This window comes from Vulcanisaeta sp., from assembly GCF_049966235.1.
In the GTDB taxonomy this organism is placed as follows: Archaea; Thermoproteota; Thermoprotei; order Thermoproteales; family Thermocladiaceae; genus Vulcanisaeta; species Vulcanisaeta moutnovskia.
On the sequence record NZ_JBMFVA010000014.1, the window covers coordinates 29296 to 52208 of the forward strand.

Annotated in this window: 27 protein-coding genes and 1 pseudogene; 15 read left to right on the forward strand and 13 right to left on the reverse strand. The window is 43.4% G+C overall.

Features of this window, described 5'->3' with window-relative positions:
* Positions 1–23 precede the first annotated feature (23 nt).
* Positions 24–578 carry a 50S ribosomal protein L22 gene (locus ACP5L5_RS08315; RefSeq protein WP_428762995.1) on the forward strand — a complete coding sequence of 185 codons (555 nt, stop codon included), beginning with the start codon at positions 24–26 and terminating at the stop codon, positions 576–578.
* On the opposite strand, the gene ACP5L5_RS08320 is transcribed toward ACP5L5_RS08315, so the two are convergent.
* Positions 572–946, reverse strand: a complete 375-nt coding sequence (locus ACP5L5_RS08320) for a twitching motility protein PilT (RefSeq protein ID WP_428762997.1) — start codon at positions 944–946, stop codon at positions 572–574. The genes ACP5L5_RS08315 and ACP5L5_RS08320 overlap by 7 nt on opposite strands.
* Positions 943–1749, reverse strand: a complete 807-nt coding sequence (locus ACP5L5_RS08325) for an NAD(+)/NADH kinase (RefSeq protein ID WP_428762999.1) — start codon at positions 1747–1749, stop codon at positions 943–945. The genes ACP5L5_RS08320 and ACP5L5_RS08325 overlap by 4 nt, the downstream gene beginning before the upstream one ends.
* 99 nt (positions 1750–1848) lie before the next feature.
* On the opposite strand from ACP5L5_RS08325, the gene ACP5L5_RS08330 reads away from it, so the two are divergent.
* On the forward strand, positions 1849–2247 hold the full coding sequence (locus tag ACP5L5_RS08330) for a translation initiation factor IF-5A (RefSeq protein WP_013604581.1): 399 nt from the start codon (positions 1849–1851) through the stop codon (positions 2245–2247).
* 11 nt (positions 2248–2258) lie between these two features.
* Here the strand turns inward: ACP5L5_RS08330 and ACP5L5_RS08335 are convergent, their stop codons facing one another.
* Positions 2259–2822 (reverse strand): DUF655 domain-containing protein, encoded by a 564-nt coding sequence (locus ACP5L5_RS08335; RefSeq protein ID WP_048057223.1) that lies wholly within the window; start codon positions 2820–2822, stop codon positions 2259–2261.
* A 12-nt stretch (positions 2823–2834) separates the two neighbouring features.
* Entirely contained in the window at positions 2835–3182 is a 348-nt protein-coding gene (locus ACP5L5_RS08340; protein ID WP_428763001.1) for an RNA polymerase Rpb4, read from the reverse strand.
* A 99-nt stretch (positions 3183–3281) separates the two neighbouring features.
* On the opposite strand from ACP5L5_RS08340, the gene ACP5L5_RS08345 reads away from it, so the two are divergent.
* On the forward strand, positions 3282–3617 hold the full coding sequence (locus tag ACP5L5_RS08345) for a 50S ribosomal protein L21e (RefSeq protein ID WP_428763002.1): 336 nt from the start codon (positions 3282–3284) through the stop codon (positions 3615–3617).
* 20 nt (positions 3618–3637) lie between these two features.
* Here ACP5L5_RS08345 and ACP5L5_RS08350 read toward each other — a convergent pair whose 3' ends face one another.
* Positions 3638–4876, reverse strand: a complete 1239-nt coding sequence (locus ACP5L5_RS08350) for a tRNA pseudouridine(55) synthase (protein ID WP_428763004.1) — start codon at positions 4874–4876, stop codon at positions 3638–3640.
* 57 nt (positions 4877–4933) lie between these two features.
* On the opposite strand from ACP5L5_RS08350, the gene ACP5L5_RS08355 reads away from it, so the two are divergent.
* Complete coding sequence (locus ACP5L5_RS08355; protein ID WP_013604586.1) at positions 4934–5488, forward strand: hypothetical protein; 555 nt, start codon at positions 4934–4936, stop codon at positions 5486–5488.
* Positions 5489–5819: 331 nt separating this feature from the next.
* Here the strand turns inward: ACP5L5_RS08355 and rfbC are convergent, their stop codons facing one another.
* On the reverse strand, positions 5820–6386 hold the full coding sequence (gene rfbC, locus ACP5L5_RS08360) for a dTDP-4-dehydrorhamnose 3,5-epimerase (RefSeq protein ID WP_428763006.1): 567 nt from the start codon (positions 6384–6386) through the stop codon (positions 5820–5822).
* Between the two features lie 109 nt (positions 6387–6495).
* Between rfbC and ACP5L5_RS08365 the strand changes: the two genes are divergently transcribed.
* From ACP5L5_RS08365 to ACP5L5_RS08375, 3 genes are read left to right on the forward strand one after another with little or no spacing between them, the layout of a single operon-like run.
* On the forward strand, positions 6496–7098 hold the full coding sequence (locus tag ACP5L5_RS08365) for an ArsR family transcriptional regulator (RefSeq protein ID WP_428763008.1): 603 nt from the start codon (positions 6496–6498) through the stop codon (positions 7096–7098).
* Between the two features lie 45 nt (positions 7099–7143).
* Positions 7144–7518: a roadblock/LC7 domain-containing protein gene (locus ACP5L5_RS08370; RefSeq protein ID WP_428763010.1), complete on the forward strand. Its 375-nt coding sequence runs from the start codon at positions 7144–7146 to the stop codon at positions 7516–7518.
* Between the two features lie 32 nt (positions 7519–7550).
* On the forward strand, positions 7551–7976 hold the full coding sequence (locus ACP5L5_RS08375) for a secondary thiamine-phosphate synthase enzyme YjbQ (protein WP_237699615.1): 426 nt from the start codon (positions 7551–7553) through the stop codon (positions 7974–7976).
* A gap of 8 nt (positions 7977–7984) precedes the next feature.
* On the opposite strand, the gene ACP5L5_RS08380 is transcribed toward ACP5L5_RS08375, so the two are convergent.
* The 3 genes from ACP5L5_RS08380 to ACP5L5_RS08390 are packed head-to-tail and all read right to left on the reverse strand — an operon-like array spanning position 7985 to position 10609.
* Positions 7985–8479 carry a bifunctional nuclease family protein gene (locus tag ACP5L5_RS08380; protein ID WP_013604591.1) on the reverse strand — a complete coding sequence of 165 codons (495 nt, stop codon included), beginning with the start codon at positions 8477–8479 and terminating at the stop codon, positions 7985–7987.
* 36 nt (positions 8480–8515) lie between these two features.
* Positions 8516–9808 (reverse strand): histidine--tRNA ligase, encoded by a 1293-nt coding sequence (gene hisS, locus ACP5L5_RS08385; RefSeq protein WP_428763012.1) that lies wholly within the window; start codon positions 9806–9808, stop codon positions 8516–8518.
* Positions 9809–9847: 39 nt separating this feature from the next.
* Positions 9848–10609, reverse strand: a complete 762-nt coding sequence (locus tag ACP5L5_RS08390) for a prepilin peptidase (RefSeq protein ID WP_428763014.1) — start codon at positions 10607–10609, stop codon at positions 9848–9850.
* 106 nt (positions 10610–10715) lie between these two features.
* On the opposite strand from ACP5L5_RS08390, the gene ACP5L5_RS08395 reads away from it, so the two are divergent.
* Complete coding sequence (locus ACP5L5_RS08395) at positions 10716–11873, forward strand: thiolase domain-containing protein (RefSeq protein WP_013604594.1); 1158 nt, start codon at positions 10716–10718, stop codon at positions 11871–11873.
* A 38-nt stretch (positions 11874–11911) separates the two neighbouring features.
* Complete coding sequence (locus ACP5L5_RS08400) at positions 11912–13093, forward strand: thiolase domain-containing protein (protein WP_428763016.1); 1182 nt, start codon at positions 11912–11914, stop codon at positions 13091–13093.
* 30 nt (positions 13094–13123) lie between these two features.
* Here ACP5L5_RS08400 and ACP5L5_RS08405 read toward each other — a convergent pair whose 3' ends face one another.
* Positions 13124–14023 (reverse strand): DUF6282 family protein, encoded by a 900-nt coding sequence (locus ACP5L5_RS08405; RefSeq protein ID WP_428763018.1) that lies wholly within the window; start codon positions 14021–14023, stop codon positions 13124–13126.
* Between the two features lie 90 nt (positions 14024–14113).
* On the opposite strand from ACP5L5_RS08405, the gene ACP5L5_RS08410 reads away from it, so the two are divergent.
* Positions 14114–16078, forward strand: a complete 1965-nt coding sequence (locus ACP5L5_RS08410; RefSeq protein ID WP_428763019.1) for a hydantoinase/oxoprolinase family protein — start codon at positions 14114–14116, stop codon at positions 16076–16078.
* A 15-nt stretch (positions 16079–16093) separates the two neighbouring features.
* Here the strand turns inward: ACP5L5_RS08410 and ACP5L5_RS08415 are convergent, their stop codons facing one another.
* Positions 16094–16228: a hypothetical protein gene (locus ACP5L5_RS08415; protein ID WP_428763021.1), complete on the reverse strand. Its 135-nt coding sequence runs from the start codon at positions 16226–16228 to the stop codon at positions 16094–16096.
* A 325-nt stretch (positions 16229–16553) separates the two neighbouring features.
* Here ACP5L5_RS08415 and thiM point away from each other — a divergent pair, with 325 nt between their 5' ends.
* From thiM to ACP5L5_RS08435, 4 genes are all read left to right on the forward strand, one after another.
* On the forward strand, positions 16554–17342 hold the full coding sequence (gene thiM, locus ACP5L5_RS08420) for a hydroxyethylthiazole kinase (RefSeq protein ID WP_428763023.1): 789 nt from the start codon (positions 16554–16556) through the stop codon (positions 17340–17342).
* 58 nt (positions 17343–17400) lie between these two features.
* Entirely contained in the window at positions 17401–18402 is a 1002-nt protein-coding gene (locus ACP5L5_RS08425; protein WP_428763025.1) for an acryloyl-coenzyme A reductase, read from the forward strand.
* A 126-nt stretch (positions 18403–18528) separates the two neighbouring features.
* On the forward strand, positions 18529–20460 hold the full coding sequence (locus ACP5L5_RS08430) for a 2-oxoacid:ferredoxin oxidoreductase subunit alpha (RefSeq protein WP_428763027.1): 1932 nt from the start codon (positions 18529–18531) through the stop codon (positions 20458–20460).
* A 68-nt stretch (positions 20461–20528) separates the two neighbouring features.
* Positions 20529–21575, forward strand: a complete 1047-nt coding sequence (locus tag ACP5L5_RS08435; RefSeq protein WP_428763029.1) for a glucose 1-dehydrogenase — start codon at positions 20529–20531, stop codon at positions 21573–21575.
* A gap of 2 nt (positions 21576–21577) precedes the next feature.
* On the opposite strand, the gene ACP5L5_RS08440 is transcribed toward ACP5L5_RS08435, so the two are convergent.
* Both ACP5L5_RS08440 and ACP5L5_RS08445 read right to left on the reverse strand, forming a co-directional pair.
* Complete coding sequence (locus ACP5L5_RS08440; RefSeq protein ID WP_428763031.1) at positions 21578–21967, reverse strand: nucleotidyltransferase domain-containing protein; 390 nt, start codon at positions 21965–21967, stop codon at positions 21578–21580.
* Complete coding sequence (locus ACP5L5_RS08445) at positions 21915–22301, reverse strand: HEPN domain-containing protein (protein ID WP_428763033.1); 387 nt, start codon at positions 22299–22301, stop codon at positions 21915–21917. Before ACP5L5_RS08445 ends, ACP5L5_RS08440 begins: the two co-directional genes overlap by 53 nt.
* 113 nt (positions 22302–22414) lie before the next feature.
* Here ACP5L5_RS08445 and ACP5L5_RS08450 point away from each other — a divergent pair.
* Positions 22415–22913: pseudogene (locus ACP5L5_RS08450) on the forward strand (mandelate racemase/muconate lactonizing enzyme family protein); the annotation flags it as partial.

A 22913-nucleotide genomic window follows, 5' to 3' on the forward strand; every position in this document is an offset into this window, starting at 1 on the left:
GCATTATTCACGTTGATTTTGGTATGGCTAGGATTGATTGGAGCATTGATACTGAGGATATCGTTAGGAGGGTTAGGGAGATTTATGGGGCAAGCATTACTGAGGACCAGGTAGTCAAGGCCCTTGGTTATGAGTATAGGATTAGTTGGAAGAAGGCTGTTGAGGTTGCCAGGTTCATTAGGGGCTTCACTATTAAGCAGGCCGAGGATTATCTGGGTAATGTAATTAGAATGAAGATGCCAATACCAATAAGGAGATTCACTAAGAAACAGGCACACCACACAATACCTTGGGAGGGTTGGCCGGTGGCTAAATGGCCCATTAAAGTCGCTAAGGCCTATTTAGAGGTAGTTAAGAATCTTGAGAATAATGCTAGTTATAAGGGCCTTAATGTTGATAACGTGGTTATTATACATGCGGCTATTCATAAGGGCCGTAAGATTAAGAATTACATGCCTAGGGCCTTTGGCAGGTCTACGCCTTGGTTCCAGGATACGGTAACCATAGAACTAGCTGGAGCGGAGATACCTGAGGAGAACGTGCCAAAGAAACTAAAGCTAAGGCCGAAACCCTACTGACGCTTCCTTAGGAAAATCACCGAGTACCTTATTCCCAATCTTCTAAGGAATTTTATTAGTAATGAATCATCCGTGATCACTAATGGGTTTCTATCCCTTAACTTCATCGCCAAAACTATCAATGATACATCAGTATCACTCAATAACCTAGGTATGCGATAAGCCCTCCTTGTAAGTATTATATCATTCTCACTCACATCATAAATATCTATGCCCAGGACCTCAGGCACGGCGATGGCTCTCGCATCCTTAAGTTCATTAATTACGTAATTAGTGGTTATTAGATGACCAATACTCGATAATGGACGTAAATCCCTCATATGAAGTATCGCTGATGTATCAAGTATTACTGCATCTTCATTACTCATGGTATGAACAACCTCCTGAACAACCTATCGTACATCCTGTATTGACGAGTCCTAATGAATCTAACCCTCCTATCATTTGGAACAATGCGTATCTCAGCACCTCTCTGTGTGACAATACCATCACATAATATGTGCGCAACCTCGCTCGTTAAAACCTTAATGGGTACTTCATATGGATGAACAATAGGTACTAAAGCCCTTGAGAACGGCGCAAGAGGCACTATTAATTTCACGGCTAACCTATTATCAATCACAGGACCTCCAGCCGCTAATGCATACGCCGTTGAACCAGTTGGCGTGGCTATTATAACGCCATCCATCCTAGCTCTTATCATCTCCTCGCCACCATCCTCAACAATAGTCACACTTATTAAATGACCAGGATCAACACCTTTAACCAATACCTCATTTAATGCCATGCATTCAAAGCCAGCGGCAATGGCCTTAAGTGTGATCCTCTCCTCAACCACGTATTCACCCTTAATTATCCTATCAAGAACCTGGGGTAACTCCCTGGCACTCACATCACTTAAATAATTAACCCGACCAGTGCCTATGTGAAGGATTGGTGTGTCCGTGGAATTGCCAATTTCATGTATGAATCTTAGGACTGTACCATCACCACCAATTACCATGGCAATATCAATACCCTGAGAACCATCCCACTTAGGTATACTGAGATTCTTAACCTCTAAATCCCTTGCAGCCACTACCTCAACTCCATTACTACTTAGTAACCTACTCACTATTAGCTTTGCTAATGCGTAATCCTCGTACTTACCAATATACATCATAATTCTCATTAATACTCAGGCTAATGCAAACTAGGCGAATTAATAAATAATTTCTCAGGGAATTACTCGATAGAAAACCTTTTATTAGCTCTAGCTATGTCGATTTGTATGTCAACGAAGCCAACAGAGGCAGGTTCGGTGAAGGAGGGTAGCTACTTAATGATTGATGGAGAGCCATGCAAGGTGGTTGAGGTTGAGAAGAGTAAGACTGGTAAGCATGGATCCGCCAAGGTCAGGATAGTGGGTATGGGCGTATTCGATAATGTTAAGAGAACCTTAATAGTACCTGCTGACGCCCAGGTCGAAGTGCCGATAATTGAGAAGTTCGTTGCCCAGGTAGTGGCTAAGGTTGGTGATTCCTGGCAATTAATGGACCTGAGAAACTATACAACGTTTGAAGTTCCAGAGAGCCAAATTGAGGAGGATATTAAGGGTAAGATCGAGCCTGGTATTGAGGTTGAGGTTTGGGATATCGCTGGTAGGAGGAAGATAATTAGGGTTAGGTAATTGCCATAAAATCAACTAACGAATACCTTATACTGATCAGCACCCTGTAATTCCCTCAATATTCTGTCAATAATTAACTTCTCAGGGTCAATACCAATCCTACTCTTTATATCCTCAAAGGACTGGAAGGGCTTCTTCCTCCTCTCCTCAAGTATTTGCCAAAGCGTCTTCTTACCAATACCCTTAAGTAACTCTAGGCTATGCATTTTCAGAGTTATTGGACCAGCCTTATTAAAGAAGTCAACGAACCTACTCTCCTGGGCCTTAACAATCTTCGCAACTATCTCAGGAAGCGCGTTCTTTGCCTCACTGGTTAATTCATCATAATTAATCCTCCTAACTATCTTATTCACCTTATCCCTAGGTCCATTACCTATGTAAACCCTTTCACCAACCTCAGCCGCAGTGTTTGGTTTCAATGTTAATTCAAGAAGTGTGAAGAACTGATCACCAATGGCCTGTACATAGGCCTCATTCTTAGGAAACCCCTTCTTAATAAGGGATGGGTCCTTAATGAGCATTTGCTCCGGCGGTATTATGTCCAGTATGTAGGCATAGTCCTCACGCTTAACCATTAATAACACCCTCTAGGATTCCTTAGTGCTTTTTAGTAGGTTGAGGATATCCTCAATCTCCTTATCACTGAATTCCCTTTTTTCGGTCCCCAATAATATCCTAAGCTCATCAGTTGTTTGAGGCATTAAATTAACTATCTGTATAGCCGTTAACTTTGCTAAACCAAATCTCTTCATTAATTCTGAGATCAAATCCTTAGCCTTATCAGGGCTTATCCTAGAGAACTTCCTAAGGTAGTTCAGGGTATTATTCACAACATCATCAGTAATTCCAGGATTAATACTGATTAATTTATCCTCGAGAATCCTGAGTGCCTCGGCCATGGAAATATCCTCAGAATTAACAATACGCTTAACCACAAGTAACTTCCTAAGAAAAATCCCTATTTAAGGATTTGGTATATGCAGGTTAATCATTAATGAAGAGAATGCTTAAATACTCAATAGAGTGATGATGCCTTGGGGTTACTCGTGCACCGAACACACGGCCTACGCTACAAATCAAGGAAGCTACTGACAAAGAAGCCCAGGGAGAAGGGTAGACCTGGTGTTTCAAGGTGGCTTTATGAGTATAAAGTAGGCGATAAGGTGGTTATTGATATTGACCCAACATTCATAACCACAGCACCCCACAGGAGGTATCAAGGCAAGGTTGGTACAATAATAGGAAGAAGAGGTAAGGCCTTTGAAATAGAGATTTACGTTGGTAGTAAGAGAAAGGTTATCATAACAACGCCAGACCACATCCTTCCTTTCAGCTCTCAAATCACGGAAACAAAGACAACAGCATCGTAATCACATAGTTACTAAGGTAATTAATCACTTATGTTAAGTATGTCAATCTCCACAGGCCTAACACCAAAACCTAGAGTTCCAGCAATACTTGGTTCAACATCACCAAAACCACCATGTATGAACCCTCTAATGTACAGGTTACCCTGGCACCTAATCAGAAACTCCACAAGCCTATCCCCAATCACCTTACCATCTAATTCATAGACCATACTAACCCTCCTCTTAACCCTACGCCCACGCCTAAACACCTGAACCACCTGCCTATTCCTGAAGTAATCATGTAATGATTTTATATTCCCATCAGTAACTGAATTATCAGTAATTGCCAGGACTCTATACGTTATTACGTAATCCCTAACCCTAGCCTTCATCCTCACTATTGCAGAACTCTTAACACGGGATAGATCACTAAGTATAACGTCATAATTCAATCCCTTCAATAACGGGTATACATCATCAATACTAGGTCTCCTACTAGGTTTAATTACCTGTAGAATTGTAGGCCTACCATTACCAAGAACACGAGCACCAAATGGGTCTTCACCGCCCACGTGTATCACCACATCCTGAGCACCAAATACCTGGATTATACTGTCAATGGGCCACCTAACCTGTCCTCTCCCATTAACTAGCCTATGTATCTTCCTATACCTAGCCGATATGTATATTGGCATTACCTGCACCTCCACGGATCCGGTGGTAATGTTAATGACGACCTCCGCATCAGGTTCTTCCCTACTGAATGAAACACTGAGTATCGACGAAACCCTCTTACCCAACTCCCTATTTAACTCACGTTTAATGGACTCGGCACTGGATATATTGAACTCTGTAGTTATGCCCAATTCCCTCTTTAGTACTTCAATTGGTACCTTACTACCAAGCCTAAACGACCTAACCTCAACACCTAGGGACCTCAGGCTATCAGCTATTGTTTTAGCCCATTCATCAAGTCTATTGAAAATGTTATCATTACATACATAACATGTAATTGGCGAGACCTCAATACCTAGATTCTTAAGGAATTTTATACTTGGTTCATGCCCACTTAATGCCAACGCCTTAACATCACTGAGTAACTCATCACTCAATCCCTCACTAATTATTCTCTCATGAATCATCATTAATAAGTAATCCTTAATCGCCTTACCCCTTTCCTCATTACTAAGCCCGGTGCCCAACCTAGCGAATAACCTGCCAAGGCAGTGATTGCACAGTGGATACTTCCTCAATATATCCATGGCCCTTTCAAGACTCATATGGCATATTCACGGAACATAATAAGTATTAAAGCATATAATTAAGAAGTTATTTCCGTGGATGCTTACCTGGTGGGTGCCTTCATAAATGAGTGCTCAGTAAGGTGGAGAAGTATTGAGGGATTCTCAGATGCCGTTGATTATACTAAGTCATTAGAGCCAGGTATCACGGTAATAAACAATACAATAAACGCAACGAGTAAGTTATGTGATGAGATTAATAGAATCCTTCAAAAGCCCATTAGGTTGCTAATGTTCCTTAACATTAATGATTGGGTCAAATTAATGAGGGGGCTCTATGACTTTTATGGGGAGTTAATTGATCCGGAACCGGAACTCGATATACCTAATTTCGTACTTAGCATTAAGATTCCAAGTAAATCCTTCGGAACAACACTAAGGATAGTACTCAAGTTACTAGGCATTAATAGTAATGTATTTCCAAGCAGTGATAGTAAGCTTTACCTTGTTATTCACGATAGAGACTCAATAGCTAGGTTTATAAAGACCATAAAACCGTACTTAAACCCAGAACTGAACATCGTTCTAAGGAACAAATGGAATAAGCACTACGCAGACTTCGGCGAACCAATAATAATCACTAAGGAATAGATGAAGGAGCAAACAGAGACTCAGTCGGTTTAGGCCTCACCACCAATCAGCGTGGGTTCAATTCATCAACTGCTAAGGAATACATGGTTTTTAATTTTAAGTTTTATTTCGAGGGATTAATACGATTCACTGTATTTGGAATAAATAACATAATTCGCATTCATTATTTAAGACAACTTTCTGCTCTTGCAGCGCTATGATTTATTAGCCAGGCGATTAAATTAGACATCGTTAAAAGCACTGCACTAAATTTAATTTAGGACCATATAATTAGACCATTGTGATGAGATGCCACTGGCTTATTGGTGCTGATGCGTGTGAGGGCTGATCCTCATATTGGGTAATCGAAGTTAGTCTCAGCCAGCTTAAGTGGTGGGCATTTACCGTCCTTTTCACTTACTATTACATTCTCCCTTATTGGCCATGGTATGCCGATCTCCGGGTCATTCCAGACAACACATCTCTCGTGCTGTGGACTATACTCCTTCGTCTGTAGGTATAGGAATAGCGTGTCATCCTCCAGTGCCTGGAAGCCGTGGGCAAAGCCAGGCGGTATCCAAAGTAGCCTTGGGTTATCGGCGGATAACTCAACCATCACGTACTTACCAAACCAGGGAGAACCCCTCCTAACGTCAACAGCCACATCAACCACGCGCCCCTTAACCACAGTAACCAGCTTTCCCTGCTCCATGGGCTTAAGCTGGTAGTGTAGGCCACGAATAACACCACGCCTTGACTTACTTAGGCTTACCTGGACGAAATCATGGGGTACGCCACCAGCAAGGAAGTCCGTCCTCTTATAAAGCTCTGCGAAGAAGCCCCTGATGTCTGGGAAGACCACGGGCTCCACCAGTATTACATCGGGTATTTCAAGCCTTGCGAAATTTTTAAACGGCATAGCTAGGTCATAAACAATACAGATTAATAAGAAATACCTCATGTTAACTAATGAAGACAAAATAATTCTAGAAATTAGTTAATAAGTTGGTCATTAACTGCATGATTTAATGAACGCCGTTGTTAAGCCTGAAATCATAGTGACGCTGAATGGTGAGGAAAGGAGAACTGTTCCAAGTTATGACAATGAATATGTATTAATGAGAGAGAAGGACTTCAACGTAATTCTCGACAATACAAACCTGGGCATAATACTTGCCATAATAAGCGGGCATGACCACTTTGCCCAAATAATGAAGAAGACCGGTTTACAAAGAGGTAAATTATCAAGACATTTAAGAAGATTATTGAATACTGGTTGGGTTATTAAAAATGGTAATAGGTACCTGCCCAGTGGACGTATTTACGTTGCCTATGACGTTAAGGACGTCAATGGCGAGATCATGCTTAGTATATCAATGAGTAAGGGCGCATTTATTGACCCGTTTTATGGACTCGTGATAATCAATGGCGAGCCACTGAGTAATTATTGCTCGACCTGCCCCCTCAGGCAGGTCTGTGTCAATAATGTTAAGTCCTTGGCCCGTAAATATAACATTGAGTTGAGGGGTGCCGAACCCAGTGAAGCCTATGTGGAGTTATTCAGGGAGTTGATTAGGAGGGATTTAATTAAGAGGTTTAGGAGTGGTTGGAGGATCGTTATTAGGAGGTAATTGGAAGATATGTTTATATTCTCCTGGGAATTGAATAGCGCAGTAATGGAGAGAACAAGTGAAGCACTGAGTAAGGTTGCTAGGGATTTCCTAAACAATGTTGAGAATATTAGCGGTATATACATCGCAACATTAGATGGCCTCTTAATCGCCCATGCATCAAGAATTGACGCGGACCCAGACCGTGTAGCGGCAATGATAGCATCACTCAGCGCTGTTGGGGATAGGGTTAGCAAGGAGTTACTTAATGAGGATTCGAATCACGTAATTGTCCAATCCAGTACTGGCTATATAGTTATTAAGAGAGTTAATGATCTAGCAGTAGGTATTTTGGTTCAGGGTGGTGATGACTCGACAATTGGACTTACAATGCTCGAACTAGAGAGACTTATAGCCACTATTCAGAAACAATTAAGGTAATTTATGAAGTAAGTTTTTACTAAATGTATTAAGTGAGTAGTCATGTTATGAAGGTCGTTACGAAAGAAATCACGGTACAGAGTAAGAGACGTAGAGAGGTTATTAACATAACAAATCATATTGAGGATTTCGTTAGAGACTCAGGCATAAGGAATGGTATAGTACTTGTTTTTCTACCACATGCAACCTCAGCATTGTTTGCTAATGAAGATGAACCAAGGGTAAGAAAGGATTATGAAAACTTATTTGAGAGGTTGGTACCTGCTAATGGAAATTATTTCCACAATGAAATCGATAATAATGCTGACGCTCACCTATTAACATCAATCTTTAAGCAGTTCTACGTATTGCCAATAATGAGCGGCGAGCTCGTCCGTGGAACTTGGCAGGAGGTTTTTCTAGCAGAGTTTGATGGCCCTAGGAGTAGGAGGGTTGTTCTTGTGACTATTGGTGAGTAGTGATTATGTTATAAGTTCTTATTAAAACTGAAACCATATCTGGCTCTCAATTCCCTGTAGTTCTCAAGGGGTTCTGTATAAGCCACTAGATGCTCTGCAACGTATATGGGTGCACCAAGCCTTACGGCTATTGCCGTGGCATCACTTGGCCTGGCATCCAATTGGAATGTCTCGTTTGTCCTATTATCCTTAATGAATATTGTTGATAGGTAAACGCCATCGATCATTGCATCTATCGTTACCCTATCAACAATTACATCGAGCCTATTAATTAGGTCTACAATGAGATCGTGAGTTAATGGCCTGTGGAATGATACAAGACCGAGCGCCTTCTTTATTGAGAATGATGCTGTTACGTCAATCCTAATAGGCAGGACCCTATCTTCCCAATCCTCAGTTGTGAATAGCATTACAGCAACGCCCTCCTCAGGTATTTCAATCACATCCAGGAGATCAGCCTTTAAATACTTTGACGAACCACTTGAACTCTCCTCTCTAACCATTACAATACTAGGCACTAACCCCTTTATTTACTTATTCTAGACATTGATGCCGAACTCTATGAGCGGAGCCTCCCTCTCACTCCAGTTGCTCATGTCCCTAACCTTAACAACACCCCGTGAAATCTCCTTAGGACCTATTATTATGAAGTACCTGGCATTTATCTTAGAGGCATACTCAAGCGCGCTCCTGAGACTCTTCTCGCCCGTGTCCATTACTACCTTACTACCACCAGCCCTCAAAATACTGGCTAACCTATAACCAAGAGATAAGTAATTCTTCTCATTACCTAGGACGTACACGTAGTAATCAATTTGCGGAAGTCCACGTTTAAGCGAACCCCTCTGCTCAAGAACCTCCAATAGTCTCTCAATACCCATGGCGAACCCCGAGGCAGGCATTGGCTTACCACTATAAATCTCGATTAAATTATCATACCTACCACCACCACCAACTGATAACTTATAATCAGTCACGTACATTTCAAAGACAATACCTGTGTAGTAGTCAAGCCCCCTGACAATACCCATGTCTAGGTCCATGTAACTACGTATACCATACATATCAAGAAACTCCATTAACTCATTGTAATACTTAATGAAATCGTCACTAACACCAAGTTCCCTGAATGAGTCAATCGCCTTATCAAGACTCTCGCTCGTGTTAGCCAGTCTAAGAACCTCCTGTGCCGTATCATTACTTAACTCAAGATTCCTCAGCATCTCCAGGAGCTCCTCATCAGGCACCTTACCCCTCTTATCCATAATCCTAAGCACACTGGGTTTTACATCGCTTGGGATGCCGAACTTACTCAGTAATTGTTCAATGATTCTCCTATCATTTATCCTAATCCTGAAATCACCAATATCAAGTGACCTAAGTGCTTCAACACCAACCGCGAGTATTTCAGCATCAGCCCTAGTACTGGATGATCCTATGAACTCAATACCGAACTGGTGGAACTCCCTATACCTACCGTGTTGAGGCTCATCATAACGCCAAACCTTAGTAATATAATACCACCTAATTGGTTTAGGTACATCAACCCTATATGAAATAACCCTTGCCACAGGCACCGTCATATCAAACCTAAGCCCAACCTCTCTACCAGCCTTATCCTTGAAGTAGTAAATCTCGTTAATTACGTCCTCGCCGGCCTTAGCCTTAAGTATCTCATAATACTCGAGGGCTGGCGTCTCAACCCTTAGGTAGCCAAAGGACTCAGCAACCCTAGCCAACTTATCAAAGACTTGAAACATTGGGTAGTACTCCTCGGGTGTTAAATCTCTCATTCCCCTGACAGGCCTAAGGTCTTTATCGTCAAATACCACAGAATCAGCGATATAGAGGCTAAATAAAAACTTTCGTATTCATAATGAGGCTAGGGCAAGGACTAGGAAGTTAATGTGAGTTAATACATACATTAATAGGCCAAGGGTTATAGGCACTATAAAGGGTATGTGATATGAGGTTAGTACCGGTGTATCAATACTGATTCTGCCCTGGGAAAGCCATTCAATTAGTGATTCCCTTGGATCCTCAACGTCAAGACCAAGCCTAATCACTGGTTGAAACTCATTACCAATAAGTACCTGGGATATCGCGTAATTATTGGGGTTCCTAAACACCCTATGTGCGGGTACGCACATGAGCGTTATTAAGTATATTAACTTATTGAATCCCTTAACCCTGGCCAAGGCCTCGCAATTACTGCCGTACCTAATATTCTGAATAACATTGTAGGGTATGTACATTATTAGGGCTATGATTAATGAATTAATTAGTACTGATAATGGTGTGATGTTTATTACGGTCAATGCTATGTTTGATGCCGAGATTGTCGGTATTGATGCCGAGATAAAGGCTATTGATTTAGAATCAGCACCACCCATAGCCCTTAACCAATAAGCCATAAATGCGAACGCTGAACCAATAACCACACCAATGATGTATAGGAGTAATTGACCCAATACGAATACTGAGTATAGACCAAGCGGTATGCATATTATTGAACCTATTATCCACGTCCAATCACTAATCTCCCTAGTCATTAAGTCCTGTATTGACGCTATTATTTGAATAATTATAGCGAATACGTAATCCACAGTGAGTAATAAATATGCATTAATCATTATGTCATGGGAATAACCACCCTCCCTTTAAGATTAATGTTTGATAAATACTAGCCAACATGTATAGTGGGTAATAAATTAAAAGGATTCTTAATGATTGATTACTATGTCAAGGAGAGTTGCAATTATCGGAGTTGGTTGGTACGGGTTTAGGCCCGTGGTTGAGGAAGCGTCGTTTAGGGAGATGATGTTTGAAGCTGCAGCCCGCGCCTATGAGGATGCTGGCGGCATAAACCCAAGAACTGATATTGACGCATTCGCCAGCTGCCAGGAGGACTTCTGGGAGGGCATTGCAATAGCTGATGAATTCGCCCCAGAACCCATTGGCGGTGCATTAAAGCCCGTATTCACAACACCTGGTGATGGTCTTCAATGCGTGGCTAATGCATATATGATGATTAAGACAGGGCAATTCGACGTAGTTGTTGCCGAGTCACACGCAAAACCTAGTGATATTGCCAATATGCATGATGTTATGCTCTTCGGCATGGACCCATTAACTGTTAGGGCAATAAACACACCTAACTACCATGCATTAGCAGCACTGGAGGCTCAGGCATACATGTCGCGCTATAATGTAACTAGGGAGGCATTGGCGTACGTGGTGGTTAAGGACAGGAGGAACGCTCTCTATAACGAGAGAGCTAGTTATGGCGCTAATTTAACCATTGACGAAGTCCTGAGTTCACCATACACAGTATCACCACTGACTAAACTCGATATTGCGCCTTTTGTTGATGCATCGGTCGTTGTTGTTCTCGCGGGCGAGGACGTTGCAAGAAGGTACACGGATACGCCCGTGTGGGTTGATGGTATTCATTGGATTACTGAGGATCCGTCCCTTGAATTCCATAGTTGGGAATTTCCAATGCACGCAATGAAGGCTGCCGAGGCAGCGTATAAAATAGCTGGTATTCAGGACCCAATTAAGGAACTGCACTTCGCAGAGGTTGACTCGAGGTATAGCTTCAAGGAACTACAATTCATAGAGGCGTTAAAGCTTGCCCCAATCGGTGAAGCCCATAAACTACTCCTAGAGGGCGCCTTTGATAGGGATGGTCTATTCCCAGTAAACCCAAGCGGTGGCGCGCTTGGTGAGGGTGTTCCGCTCGAGGTTCATGGCCTCGCCAGGTTAGTTAATGCCGTACTTCAATTAAGGGGTGAGGCTGGCAGAATGCAGTTGAATAGGGCTGAAAGGGCTGTTGTTCATTCATGGCGTGGCGTACCAACCACCACAAGTGTCGTTGCTGTGTTAAGTAGGTGATCGGTAATGCTTAAGAATCAAGTCATGGGTGGTAATTTATGAGTAGGAACATTTACGTGAAGCACAGGCCTGCAGTAATTGGTGCAGGACTAACATTATTTAGGAGGAGGATGCTCGAGACTCCTAAGGAGCTTGCCTGGATAGCCGCTAAGCAAGCGCTTGATGAGGCTGGGCTTACGCTTAAGGATATTGATTGCGTGGTAATAGGCTCGGCGCCGGACACGTTTGATGGAGTCCACTTTAAAGGTGAATATTTAGCCGATGGCTCCGGTGGTGTTGGTAAACCAACGATGAGGGTTTTCGTTGGCGGTGCTACCGGCGTAATGGTACCAATAGCCGCCTGGTGGCATGTAGCAAGTGGGCATTGCAAGACTGTGCTAGCCGTCGCTGAGGAGAAAATGAGTAGCGCCGATATACCGCATCCACAAGCGGTCTTTAGGTACATATGGGATCCGGTCACTGAGGTGCCACTACAGCCGAATTTAATTTGGATATTCGCAATGGAAATGCATAGGTACATGTATAAGTGCGGTGCTAAGAAGGAGGATATAGCTCTAGTCAGCGTTAAGAATAAGCGTAATGCCCTCGATCATCCAGCGGCCCAGGTGGCGGCGAACATAACGGTGGATGATGTATTGAAGAGCGAGATGTTGGTATGGCCTGTTCAGTTACTCGATATCTCACCAGTAAGTGATGGTGCTGCGGCATTCATAGTAGCCAGTGAGGATGTTGCAAGGAGACAAACTGATACGCCGGTTTGGATTGATGGTGTTGGTTGGACCTTGGACACAACATCCTGGACAAACAGGGACCTGGCGTTTCCAGAATATGCTAATGTTGCTGCTCAGATGGCTTATAGAATGGCCGGTATTACGAATCCGAGGAGAGAGATTGATGTTGCTGAGGTCTACGATCCATTTGACTACAAGGAGCTGCATCACATGGAGGGGCTTGGGCTCGCCAAGAAGTGCGAGGCGCCGAAACTAACTAAGGAGGGCGTTACCCAGAGGGATGGTGACTTACCAATAAATCCATCAGGTGGATTGCTCGGTGTCGGTAATCCAATAGCCGCTGCCGGCACAATGAAGGTGGCAGAGATATACTGGCAATTAGCTGGGAAGGCAGGTAAGAGACAAGTAAGGAAGCCAGCATATACGGGTCTTGCTCATGCCTGGGGCGACCTAATGCAAGCGAGCACAGTAGTAGTAATGAGGGTATAAAAACAAGTTGATCCTTACCAATCTCATCATTCAATATAATAATTTTCTTTGGTTTTCCTTTGTCATCACTTCTATTTCCTCCCTGGTAAAGCCTTCATTCATTAGTTGCTCAATGAACTTAGCATAGCCCCGTGGCGGTGGCTCATTATGGACCTGACCTAAATCCGTTGATAGTATGTTCCTCTCAACACCGGTTTCCCTAATGGCCTTCACAACATCATTAATACTTGCCCTACCCGCTAGAACTGATTGATAGCATCTCTCAAAGTAGACACTGTAATTGGCTAATTCCCTCTGTTGCTCAATACTGTACTTAGTCATTGGGAATTCAGGATGAGTAACAATTATCTTCCTAACGCCACGCTCCGCAGCCCTCTTAACTAATTGCATACCCTCACTAGAGCTTAAGTGGCCTGTGGCAAGTATCATGTTGAATTCTTTAATTAAGTCTAGGATCTCATCAACCTCAGGCTTAATCCTACCATCCTCATCAAAAATACTTAACGCATTACCCAGCAAGCCCCTTTCATAAAGCTCAAGCTGTGCCCTAACCCATGCCGGTGGGTTGGGCTTGTCACGCCAATTAAGTAATGAGGACCTCTCATTTGCCGAGTCAACGGTTGGGAACCAAACAATCTTAGCCCCTGATCGACCAGCCACATACACAATCCTTGGATTTAAGCCGCCAACTGAATTATTGAGCACAACACCTCCAAAGATCTCAATGTCCTCCACAATCTTCCTAACCAGGTAGGCTCTATCATAAGTCGGTGAGTAATGATTCTTGATAATGAAACCACCAAAACCATAATCCCTATATAGTCTTGCTAAATCTACGTCATCAAGGAGCCTAGGTACAATATCAGGTGCGCTATGAACATGAAAATCAAATGCACCCCTCAATAAATCCCTAGTATTAATCATAATCATTATCAGCCGAAAATAATGCGTTATTTATATTTATCATTAATTTGGCGGTAAAATTATAAAGGTATGATTGATTTTACGTTTCGATAATTTATGGCAGTTGTTGCTGTTGATGTTGGTGGCACATTTACGGATTTCGTAATCCTTAAGAGCGACGGAACCATATACTCGATTAAGATCCTCAGTACTCCGAGGAGCCCTGAGGTTGCGGTGCTCGATGGTTTAAGGAGGATTAGGGAACCAATTTCCGAGGTTCTTCATGCAACTACTATTGGTACGAACACACTGCTTGGGCAGGTTGGTCTTGAAATTCCTAAGGTGGCGTTGTTCACTACGAAGGGCTTTAGGGACGTTATCGAGATCGGCCGTCAAAACAGACCTAGGCTTTATGACTTGTTCTTCGATAAGCCGAGGCCCCTAGTCCCTAGGGAGCTTAGGTTTGAGGTTGATGAGAGGGTTTTGGCTGACGGCACCGTGGCTAAGCAGGTTGATCCTAGGGCAGTTGAGGAGTACGCTGTTAAGGCTAGGTCAATGGGTGTTGTCAGTGTGGCTGTTTCATACCTTCACTCATACATTAACCCAGTCAATGAGGAGGTTACGGGTGATGTACTTAGGAAGTACTTTAGGTACGTTAGTTTATCGAGTAAGATAGCCCCTGAGCCTAGGGAGTATGAGAGGACCTCGACAACGGTTGTTAACGCCGTTCTCATGCCAATAGTCAGTGAGTACATAGCCAGGTTCTCTGAGGGCCTTAAGGAGCTCAACATTGACAGGTTCTACATAATGTCCAGCGCAGGTGGTCTCATAGACGCTAATGAAGCTATGGAGAGACCCGTGCAATTAATCGAGTCTGGTCCTGCAGCTGGCGCTGTGGCTGTTGCGGAGTTCTCGAGGTTGATCGGTGCTGAGAATATTATCGGCTTTGACATGGGTGGCACCACGGCTAAGGCATCCTCGATACTCAAGCACGAACCTGAGGTTACGACAGAGTACGAAGTAGGTGGTGAAGCTCATCACGGCAGGTTAATCAAAGGAAGTGGTTACCCAGTTAGGTTCCCATTCATTGACCTAGCGGAAGTTTCGAGTGGTGGTGGAACGATTATTTGGCGCGATGAAGCTGGAGCCCTCAGGGTTGGTCCGATCAGTGCTGGTGCCGATCCAGGGCCTATATGCTATGGTAGGGGTGGTAGGGAGTCGACGTTGACGGATGCTAATGTGGTTCTTGGCAGGATTGGCGAGTACCTACTAGGCGGTGAGATGAGGCTTGATAGGGATGCCGCGATTAAGGGCTTGTCGAGGCTTGGTGATCCTATTAACGTGGCTCTTGAGGCCATTAGGCTCGCGGTTGTTGAGATGGCTAGGGCTGTTAGGCTTGTGACTGTTGAGAGGGGTCTTGACCCGAGGGACTTCACGTTGATGGCCTTTGGTGGCGCTGGTCCTCAGTTTGCGCCCTACATAGCCGAGGAGTTGGGTATTAATTCCGTGATCGTGCCGCCGGAGCCAGGCGCCTTCAGTGCCCTTGGCCTGTTGATGGCTGATGAGAGGTTTGAGGTTAGGGCGTCATTCCCAAGGAATCTTGAGGATGAGTTTAGGAGACTTGAGGATGAGTTGCTTAGTAGGTTGGGTAGGGTTGATTACTTCCTTAGGTATGCGGATGTTAGGTATGTTGGGCAGGGTTGGGAGTTAACAATACCTGTTGGTAAGCCAGCAAGTATGGGCGATGTCGAGAGGACATTCAATGATAGGCACTATGCGACATACGGCTTTAAGTTAAATAAGCCCGTCGAGATCGTTACCATTAGAGTATTCGCGGTAATAACCAGGGTTAAGCCGAGGTTCAAGGCACCAAGGACCAATGGCGAGGCCAAACCAAGGAGTTTCAGGAGAGTATTCTTCGAAGATTGGGTTGAGGCGCCAGTTTACTGGCGTGAGGATATACCGATTAATCAAGCGATTAAGGGACCAGCAATAATTGAGGAGTATGGATCAACGATAGTGGTACCACCAAAATGGAGGACCATGGTTAATGAACATGGGGAAGTAATGATGATTCACTGATTTTGATGCAATTGATCATGAATACTCCCCGCCCAAGACAAGGATTATACCTAGCTCCTCAGCTCTCCGTCTTAAATACTCAGCAACTTGCTCTGGCGTTGTCTTCACAGCTAGTATGAGAGCAAGGGCTTTCCTACCTAGTGACCTCACCAACTACTAATGGATTATAGCAATTTCCATCAATCTCTTTAAAAGCCATCTGCTGGTATTGTTACGTTAGTCTTAACATCACAAGAAATACCCTTGCTCAACAACAATTCCCTAATCCAACGCGCAGTATATAATACTCATAAGCACCATTCAATGAAACCCTTATTTCAATTAATGCATTCAGCATTCGTTTATTAAATCTAATGATACCATATGATCTCTCCCCTCCTTAAAGGGGTAATGCTTTAGGTACATTATAATGCCTTTTCTTAATTTATGAATAACATGCTTAATATTTATTAATAAGCATGTTATTGAGTACATAATGATTAATTATTGGAATGACCTGCAGGCCATTAGGAGGAAGAGGCCCTTGATTCATCACCTTATGAATTATGTAGTAATGAATGATGCAGCAAACATAACCCTTGCTGTTGGTGCATCGCCAATCATGGCACATGCTAAGGAGGAGGTTGAGGAGTTAGTTGCCAAGGCTGACGCTGTGTATATAAATATTGGTACACTTGACGATAGGTGGATAGAGTCCTTCCTATTGGCTGGTAAGGCCGCCAATAAGAATAATGTGCCAGTACTCCTAGACCCAGTTGGCGCCGGCGCAACTAGGCTTAGGACAGAGACCGTGCTTAGGATACTTAATGAAGTTGAGGTTAGTGTACTTAAGGGGAATGGAGGCGAGATGATGACGTTAGCCGGTGTGGTGGGCATGATTAAGGGCGTTGACTCACTGGGTGAGGCTAATCTTGAGATTGCCGAGAGGTTGGCTAGGGAGTATGGTGTTACGGCAGTAATTACAGGCCCCAGGGATTACGTGTCTGACGGTAAGAGGGGCGCCATTGTTAGTAATGGTACGCCCATGTTACAGTACATAACTGGCAGTGGCTGTATGGTTGGTTCTGTAATCGCAAGTTTCATGGCCATTAACAAAGACCTCCTGATTGCCTCAGTGGAGGGCTTAGTCACGTTTGAAATAGCTGCAGAGAAGGCGGAGAAAAAGTCCTCAGGGCCCGCATCATTAAAGGTAAATTTAATTGATGAATTATACAATATGAAATCCAGTGATTATGAACTAGCCAAGATCGAATTTAAAGAGTAAGTACACCGAGATAATCAATAAGGAATTCCTTAAAACGCAGCAATCCAGCTATTAATTGATGAAGGCAGTTGTCGTTTATGATAAGGGTAAGTACGAGATACGTGATATACCAATGCCAAGACTTAACGATGGTGACGTATTAATAAAGATAAACTACGCAGCACTATGCTACCGTGATCTACTTCAACTCGCTGGTTACTACCCAAGAATGAAGTATCCCGTTATCTTAGGCCATGAAGCCGTTGGTGTCGTAGTTGAATCAAGGGACCCAAGGTTTAAGCCAGGTGATAGGGTAGTACCACTGCTTCATGAGCCAGATGGCACCTGTGAATTCTGCATGCGTGGACTTGATTCATACTGCATCAATGCGCTTAGTTATGGTGAGAACATTGATGGGTTCTTCGCAGAGTACGCCAGAGTATCAGCTAATGCATTGGTTAAGGTGCCTAGTGGAGTCCCCGATGAATTAGCAGCATTCACCCCCTGCGTCATAGCCATGGTTTACAAGGGTCTCAAGAGGGCAGGGTTAATGCATGGTGAGACCGTCGTAGTGACTGGAGCGAGCGGTGGTGTCGGTATTCACGCAATCCAGCTAGCCAGGGCATTGGGCGCCAGGGTTATTGCAATTACCAGATCGCCTGATAAGGCCAAATTCATTAAACAGTTTGCGGATGAAACTACCACTGAGCAGAGGTTTAGTAAGGTTGTTAAGGACCTAACAAATAACGTAGGTGCGGATATAGTGATTGAAGCCGTAGGAACGCCTACCCTTGAGGAATCACTAAGAAGTCTACGTAATGGAGGTCGTATAATAATCATTGGTAATGTAAACCCTGATGAGAGTTATTCATTAAGGCTTGGTTACTTAATAATGAAGGATATAGCGATTATTGGGAACGTTAGATCACATAAATCTGACGTTGCCGAAACATTTAAAGTATTAAGCCGCGGATTGATTAAGCCCATCATAGCTTCTACATACTCATTGTATAAGTTTGATGATGCATTGGAGTCTATGAGAAATAACTCTAGGATCGGTAAGGTACTTATTAAACCTTAATTCATTAATTCATACAAATAACTTTATATTTTATTGAATTGATTACGTGGATTTAGGTTTACACAGTCAATATTTATTCTACAATGGGAGAAGGCTTAATAAATAGGTCTAAGCAACCTCATTGTAATGTCTACGGACATAATGTGGGTTATTGGTGGACCGCAGGGTGGTGGTATAGATACTGGCGCCAATGTCTTCATGAGGTCTGTGGCTAGGGCTGGCTATTACGTGATTGGCGATAGGGAATACTTCTCAAACATTAAGGGTAGGCATAGCTACTTCATGGTTAGGGTTAGTGATGAACCCAAGGGAGGATTACTAAGTACAATAGATATATTAGTAGTCCTTGATGCAGAATCCGTATTCACTCACTTCCAGGATGTTAAGCGCGGTGGTTATGTAATCGTTGATACATCAATATTCAATACAAAGCTTGATCAACTGCAATACATGGAGGATGAACTCAAGGAGAGACTCAGGGAATTTTTCAGTAAGTCTGGTATTGAGCCCACGGTTAAGGGTATCATTGACTACCTGAGGAATAACGGTATTAATGTATTAACCATGCACTATGCCGACCTACTGCAGGAGGTTAAGAAGAAACTTCATGATATTGACCTACCATCATTAATTGGTAGATACTCAAATGTGGTTATGACCGCATACTCAACTGCCATAATGGGCTTACCCATTGACTATGTATTTAAGGGTCTCGAGGACGTGTTCACAGGCAGGAGAGGTAAACTTCTTGAGTATAATAAGGTCATTGTTGAGGTTGTTTATGAGTATGTAAAATCCATTAAGACGAACTTATCATTACCGCCAATAAAGAGAAATACGAGGGCCGTGATTGTTAATGGTAATGAGGCAGTGGCGATAGGAAAAATACTAGGTGGTCTCCGGTTCCAGACCTACTATCCAATAACACCTGCGGCTGACGAGTCGGTATTCATAGAGGCCCATAATATAGTCAGCCTAGACCCAGTTACTGAGGAGGCTAAGGCCCTAGAGAAGGCAGGTATAGTCGTTGTACAAACGGAGGATGAGATATCAGCCATTAACATGGCTATAGGCGCGGGTATAGCAGGTGCCAGGACGGCGACAGCAACGTCAGGACCAGGCCTAAGCCTAATGGTTGAGGGTACGGGCTTTGCTGGGATGAATGAGGTACCAGTCGTAATAACGCATTACCAAAGAGGTGGACCAAGTACTGGAATGCCCACAAGAAATAGCCAGTCTGATCTGAGGTTTGTAATGCATATGGGACATGGCGAATTCCCAAGGATAGTAATTTCATCTGGCGATCATAGGGAGGCCATTGAGGATGCATTCAAGGCCCTCAACTGGGCCGAGAGATATCAAATGCCTGTTATTCACCTAGTTGATAAGGCACTCGCCAACTCATACACAACGGTTATTTGGGATCTTGATAAAAAGGCCCTTAAGATTGATAGGGGGTTAATAGTAACGAAGGATGAGAATGATTATAGAAGGTTTAGGATAACGAAGGATGGAGTATCACCGAGGTCAATACCTGGGCTAGGACCAATATTCTGGTTGACAGGCGATGAGCATGATGAGTTCGGTCACATAACGGAGGATCCAAACACTAGGACGGAGATGTACGAGAAGAGAATGAAGAAACTTGAATTGGCAGATAAGGAAATACCAATCACAGATAAGGTTAGGCTTTATGGACAGGAGAGTGCCGACATAACACTTGTTGGTTGGGGATCAACAAAGGGCGTTCTACTGGATGTAATGAACATACTAAGTAAGGAGGGTTACAGGGTTAACTTCCTACAGCTTAAGATGTTCATACCATTCCCAACAGAGTTCGTGAAGAACGTACTGAGCAAGGGCCAGTTAATAATTGATGTTGAGTCGAACTACGAGGCTCAAGCAGCAGGCGTGATTAGAGAGAAGACGGGCATTGAGATTAAGCACAAGGTTGTTAAGGTAACGGGGAGACCTATATTCGTTGATGAGGTTTACGAAGTAGTTAAGAAGATATTGAAGGATAAGGATGAAAAAATAATACTAATGAAGGGCCCATAACAGCTTAAATAATTCTCAATATCTCAATTCTAAAACATTATATACCAGTATTTTACACATAGTATGTTATGAAGGCAGTTACCGTTATTCCAGGCATACCAGAATCCCTAAGATTAATGGACGTACCCAAGCCAAGTCCCGGCAAGGGACAAGCACTGCTTAAACCAATTAGGGTTGGTGTTTGCGGCACCGATAAGGAAATAATAGAAGGCAGGTATGGCAAGGCCCCTGAGGGTAATCAATACCTAATCCTTGGTCATGAGTCTGTGGCTGAGGTTGTTGAGCTTGGTGACGATGTTGATAACGTGAGTGTCGGTGACATAGTCGTACCAACAGTAAGGAGACCACTGAATTGCGACTTGCCCGTGGACTTTTGCCCAGTTGGTCATTACCTGGAACACGGGATTTGGGGATTACATGGACATGCCGCTGAGTACTCTGTGACAGACGCTAAGTACTTAGTTAAGGTGCCCAAGGAAATTGTCGATATCGCAGTACTTACCGAACCGCTCTCAGTGGTTGAGAAGGGTATTGACATGGCTATGAGGATTGGGCAGGCAAGGTTCGATTGGAAGCCAAAGACAGCGTTAATACTCGGTGCGGGACCCGTGGGTTTATTGGCAACGATGGTCCTGAGACTTATGGGATTAAATACAGTAACCACGGCAACAAGACCACCAGATAGTCTAAAGGCAAGACTCATTAAGGAACTGGGTGGTACGTACATCGACTCAGCAACCGAGCATGTGAGCAGCGAGTTTGACATAGTTATTGAAGCTACGGGATCACCACAGGTAATTAACGAAGGATTAAACCACCTGGCACCTAACGGTGTTTACATACTCCTTGGCGTATATCCAAGTGGTGGTTCCCTGAGCAATCTAGGTGGGTTAATGACAAGTGTCGTGCTTAACAATAAGGTGATTGTAGGCTCAGTAAACGCAGGCATTAAACACTTCGAAATGGCACTGGAACACCTAAGGAGGGCTAAGGATGAATTCAACAATTGGCCCGCCAAGTTAATAACAAAGAGAGCTAACCTAAGTAATTATCAGGAGGCATACACATGGACTCATGACGATATAAAGACAGTACTAGAGATTATTCAGTCATAAAATTACGACAACCTACATCCAAGCTTGTTATTTATACCTAAGCCATCATAGAGCAGCTTACAGCCCCTGAGCATCTCCTTAATGACTGGACCATCAAGATCATCAATACTAAGTATAGTTAGGTCTAGGAATAAACCCTCGGGCTTTAGTGAACGAAGTCTCAATAACTCACTATGCACGTCAGATACCTGCCTAAGTATAACCGCAACATCATAGTCACTACTAGGTAAGTAATCACCACGAGCCCTAGAACCAAAGAGCACAATAGTGCTCTCAGGCAACTCCTGAATCAACCTATTCACATACTCCTTGAGAGCCTTATCTCCATCCTCGACGTACTTAGCCAGGGTCCTTAGAAACTGACTTAACAAATTCAATGAGTCTCCTCGCATACTCAACACACCTAACTGCAGTATCCTCATTATAAACCCTGAGCTCCCTGCCAGGATACTTGGCTAACGTATACTCACCGCTCAGGGCATCTGCATATAAGTAAAGTTCCATAGGCACATCAACACCTAAGGATTTAATGGTCCTTAATAACTCAGCTAAGTCGTGAGTGAATGGGTAAGTACCTACCCTAGCCATTAAGAATCCCTTTAAGTAAAGTTCTGCGGCTTGTTGGTCTTCGAAGCATGATAGCCAATAGAGTCTGTCATTTACATGATTCTCCGCATCCTTAAGAAAGGCATCACCCTTCTCAATCCATTCGCTAGGTAGGTTCATTACTTACCAGTAATTATATATAATTAAATGAATTATGCAAGCAAGCACTGATATTATTATTAACACAAGTAAGTATAATAGGTTATTAGTTCTCTACATAATGAGACATAGTCATGAAGATCACTGATGTAATCACATACGTAGCCAGGGCCTATGTGGGAAAACCAGTTACTGGGTTTAGGGGACCCTATGAGGAGGTTGCATCGAAGATTAGTCATGGATTCACCGCAGTCTATGTTAAGGTAGTTACTGACGAGGGATTGATAGGCTGGGGCGAGGCAATAGCTAGGGAGGCTCCTGAGGCCACGGCATCCGTTATTAACGCATTATTTAAGCCAATGCTGATCGGAAAGGACCCTCTGGATAATGAGGTTCTTTGGGAACAATTATTCTCTGCCATGAGGATCCGCGGGCACTACGCTGGTTATTATGTTGAGGCCTTGTCAGGTATTGACCTAGCCCTATGGGACATCAAGGGTAAATACCTTGGTAAACCAGTGTATAAGTTGCTGGGCGGCGCCTTTAGGGATAAGGTTAGGGCCTATGCATCATCGGTATTGTTCATGAGCCCCGAAGATACTGTTAAGGAGGTGGAAAGGTTGGTTCAAAGTG

Coding starts and splice junctions, on each gene's coding strand:
- ACP5L5_RS08315 (WP_428762995.1), top strand. CDS start 24: ATGGCTAGGATTGATTGGAGCATTGATACTGAGGATATCGTTAGGAGG.
- ACP5L5_RS08320 (WP_428762997.1), bottom strand. CDS start 946: ATGAGTAATGAAGATGCAGTAATACTTGATACATCAGCGATACTTCAT.
- ACP5L5_RS08325 (WP_428762999.1), bottom strand. CDS start 1,749: ATGAGAATTATGATGTATATTGGTAAGTACGAGGATTACGCATTAGCA.
- ACP5L5_RS08330 (WP_013604581.1), top strand. CDS start 1,849: ATGTCAACGAAGCCAACAGAGGCAGGTTCGGTGAAGGAGGGTAGCTAC.
- ACP5L5_RS08335 (WP_048057223.1), bottom strand. CDS start 2,822: ATGGTTAAGCGTGAGGACTATGCCTACATACTGGACATAATACCGCCG.
- ACP5L5_RS08350 (WP_428763004.1), bottom strand. CDS start 4,876: ATGAGTCTTGAAAGGGCCATGGATATATTGAGGAAGTATCCACTGTGC.
- rfbC (WP_428763006.1), bottom strand. CDS start 6,386: ATGCCGTTTAAAAATTTCGCAAGGCTTGAAATACCCGATGTAATACTG.
- ACP5L5_RS08365 (WP_428763008.1), top strand. CDS start 6,496: ATGAACGCCGTTGTTAAGCCTGAAATCATAGTGACGCTGAATGGTGAG.
- ACP5L5_RS08370 (WP_428763010.1), top strand. CDS start 7,144: ATGGAGAGAACAAGTGAAGCACTGAGTAAGGTTGCTAGGGATTTCCTA.
- ACP5L5_RS08380 (WP_013604591.1), bottom strand. CDS start 8,479: ATGGTTAGAGAGGAGAGTTCAAGTGGTTCGTCAAAGTATTTAAAGGCT.
- ACP5L5_RS08390 (WP_428763014.1), bottom strand. CDS start 10,609: ATGATTAATGCATATTTATTACTCACTGTGGATTACGTATTCGCTATA.
- ACP5L5_RS08395 (WP_013604594.1), top strand. CDS start 10,716: ATGTCAAGGAGAGTTGCAATTATCGGAGTTGGTTGGTACGGGTTTAGG.
- ACP5L5_RS08400 (WP_428763016.1), top strand. CDS start 11,912: ATGAGTAGGAACATTTACGTGAAGCACAGGCCTGCAGTAATTGGTGCA.
- ACP5L5_RS08405 (WP_428763018.1), bottom strand. CDS start 14,023: ATGATTATGATTAATACTAGGGATTTATTGAGGGGTGCATTTGATTTT.
- ACP5L5_RS08410 (WP_428763019.1), top strand. CDS start 14,114: ATGGCAGTTGTTGCTGTTGATGTTGGTGGCACATTTACGGATTTCGTA.
- thiM (WP_428763023.1), top strand. CDS start 16,554: ATGATTAATTATTGGAATGACCTGCAGGCCATTAGGAGGAAGAGGCCC.
- ACP5L5_RS08425 (WP_428763025.1), top strand. CDS start 17,401: ATGAAGGCAGTTGTCGTTTATGATAAGGGTAAGTACGAGATACGTGAT.
- ACP5L5_RS08430 (WP_428763027.1), top strand. CDS start 18,529: ATGTCTACGGACATAATGTGGGTTATTGGTGGACCGCAGGGTGGTGGT.
- ACP5L5_RS08435 (WP_428763029.1), top strand. CDS start 20,529: ATGAAGGCAGTTACCGTTATTCCAGGCATACCAGAATCCCTAAGATTA.
- ACP5L5_RS08440 (WP_428763031.1), bottom strand. CDS start 21,967: ATGCGAGGAGACTCATTGAATTTGTTAAGTCAGTTTCTAAGGACCCTG.
- ACP5L5_RS08445 (WP_428763033.1), bottom strand. CDS start 22,301: ATGAACCTACCTAGCGAATGGATTGAGAAGGGTGATGCCTTTCTTAAG.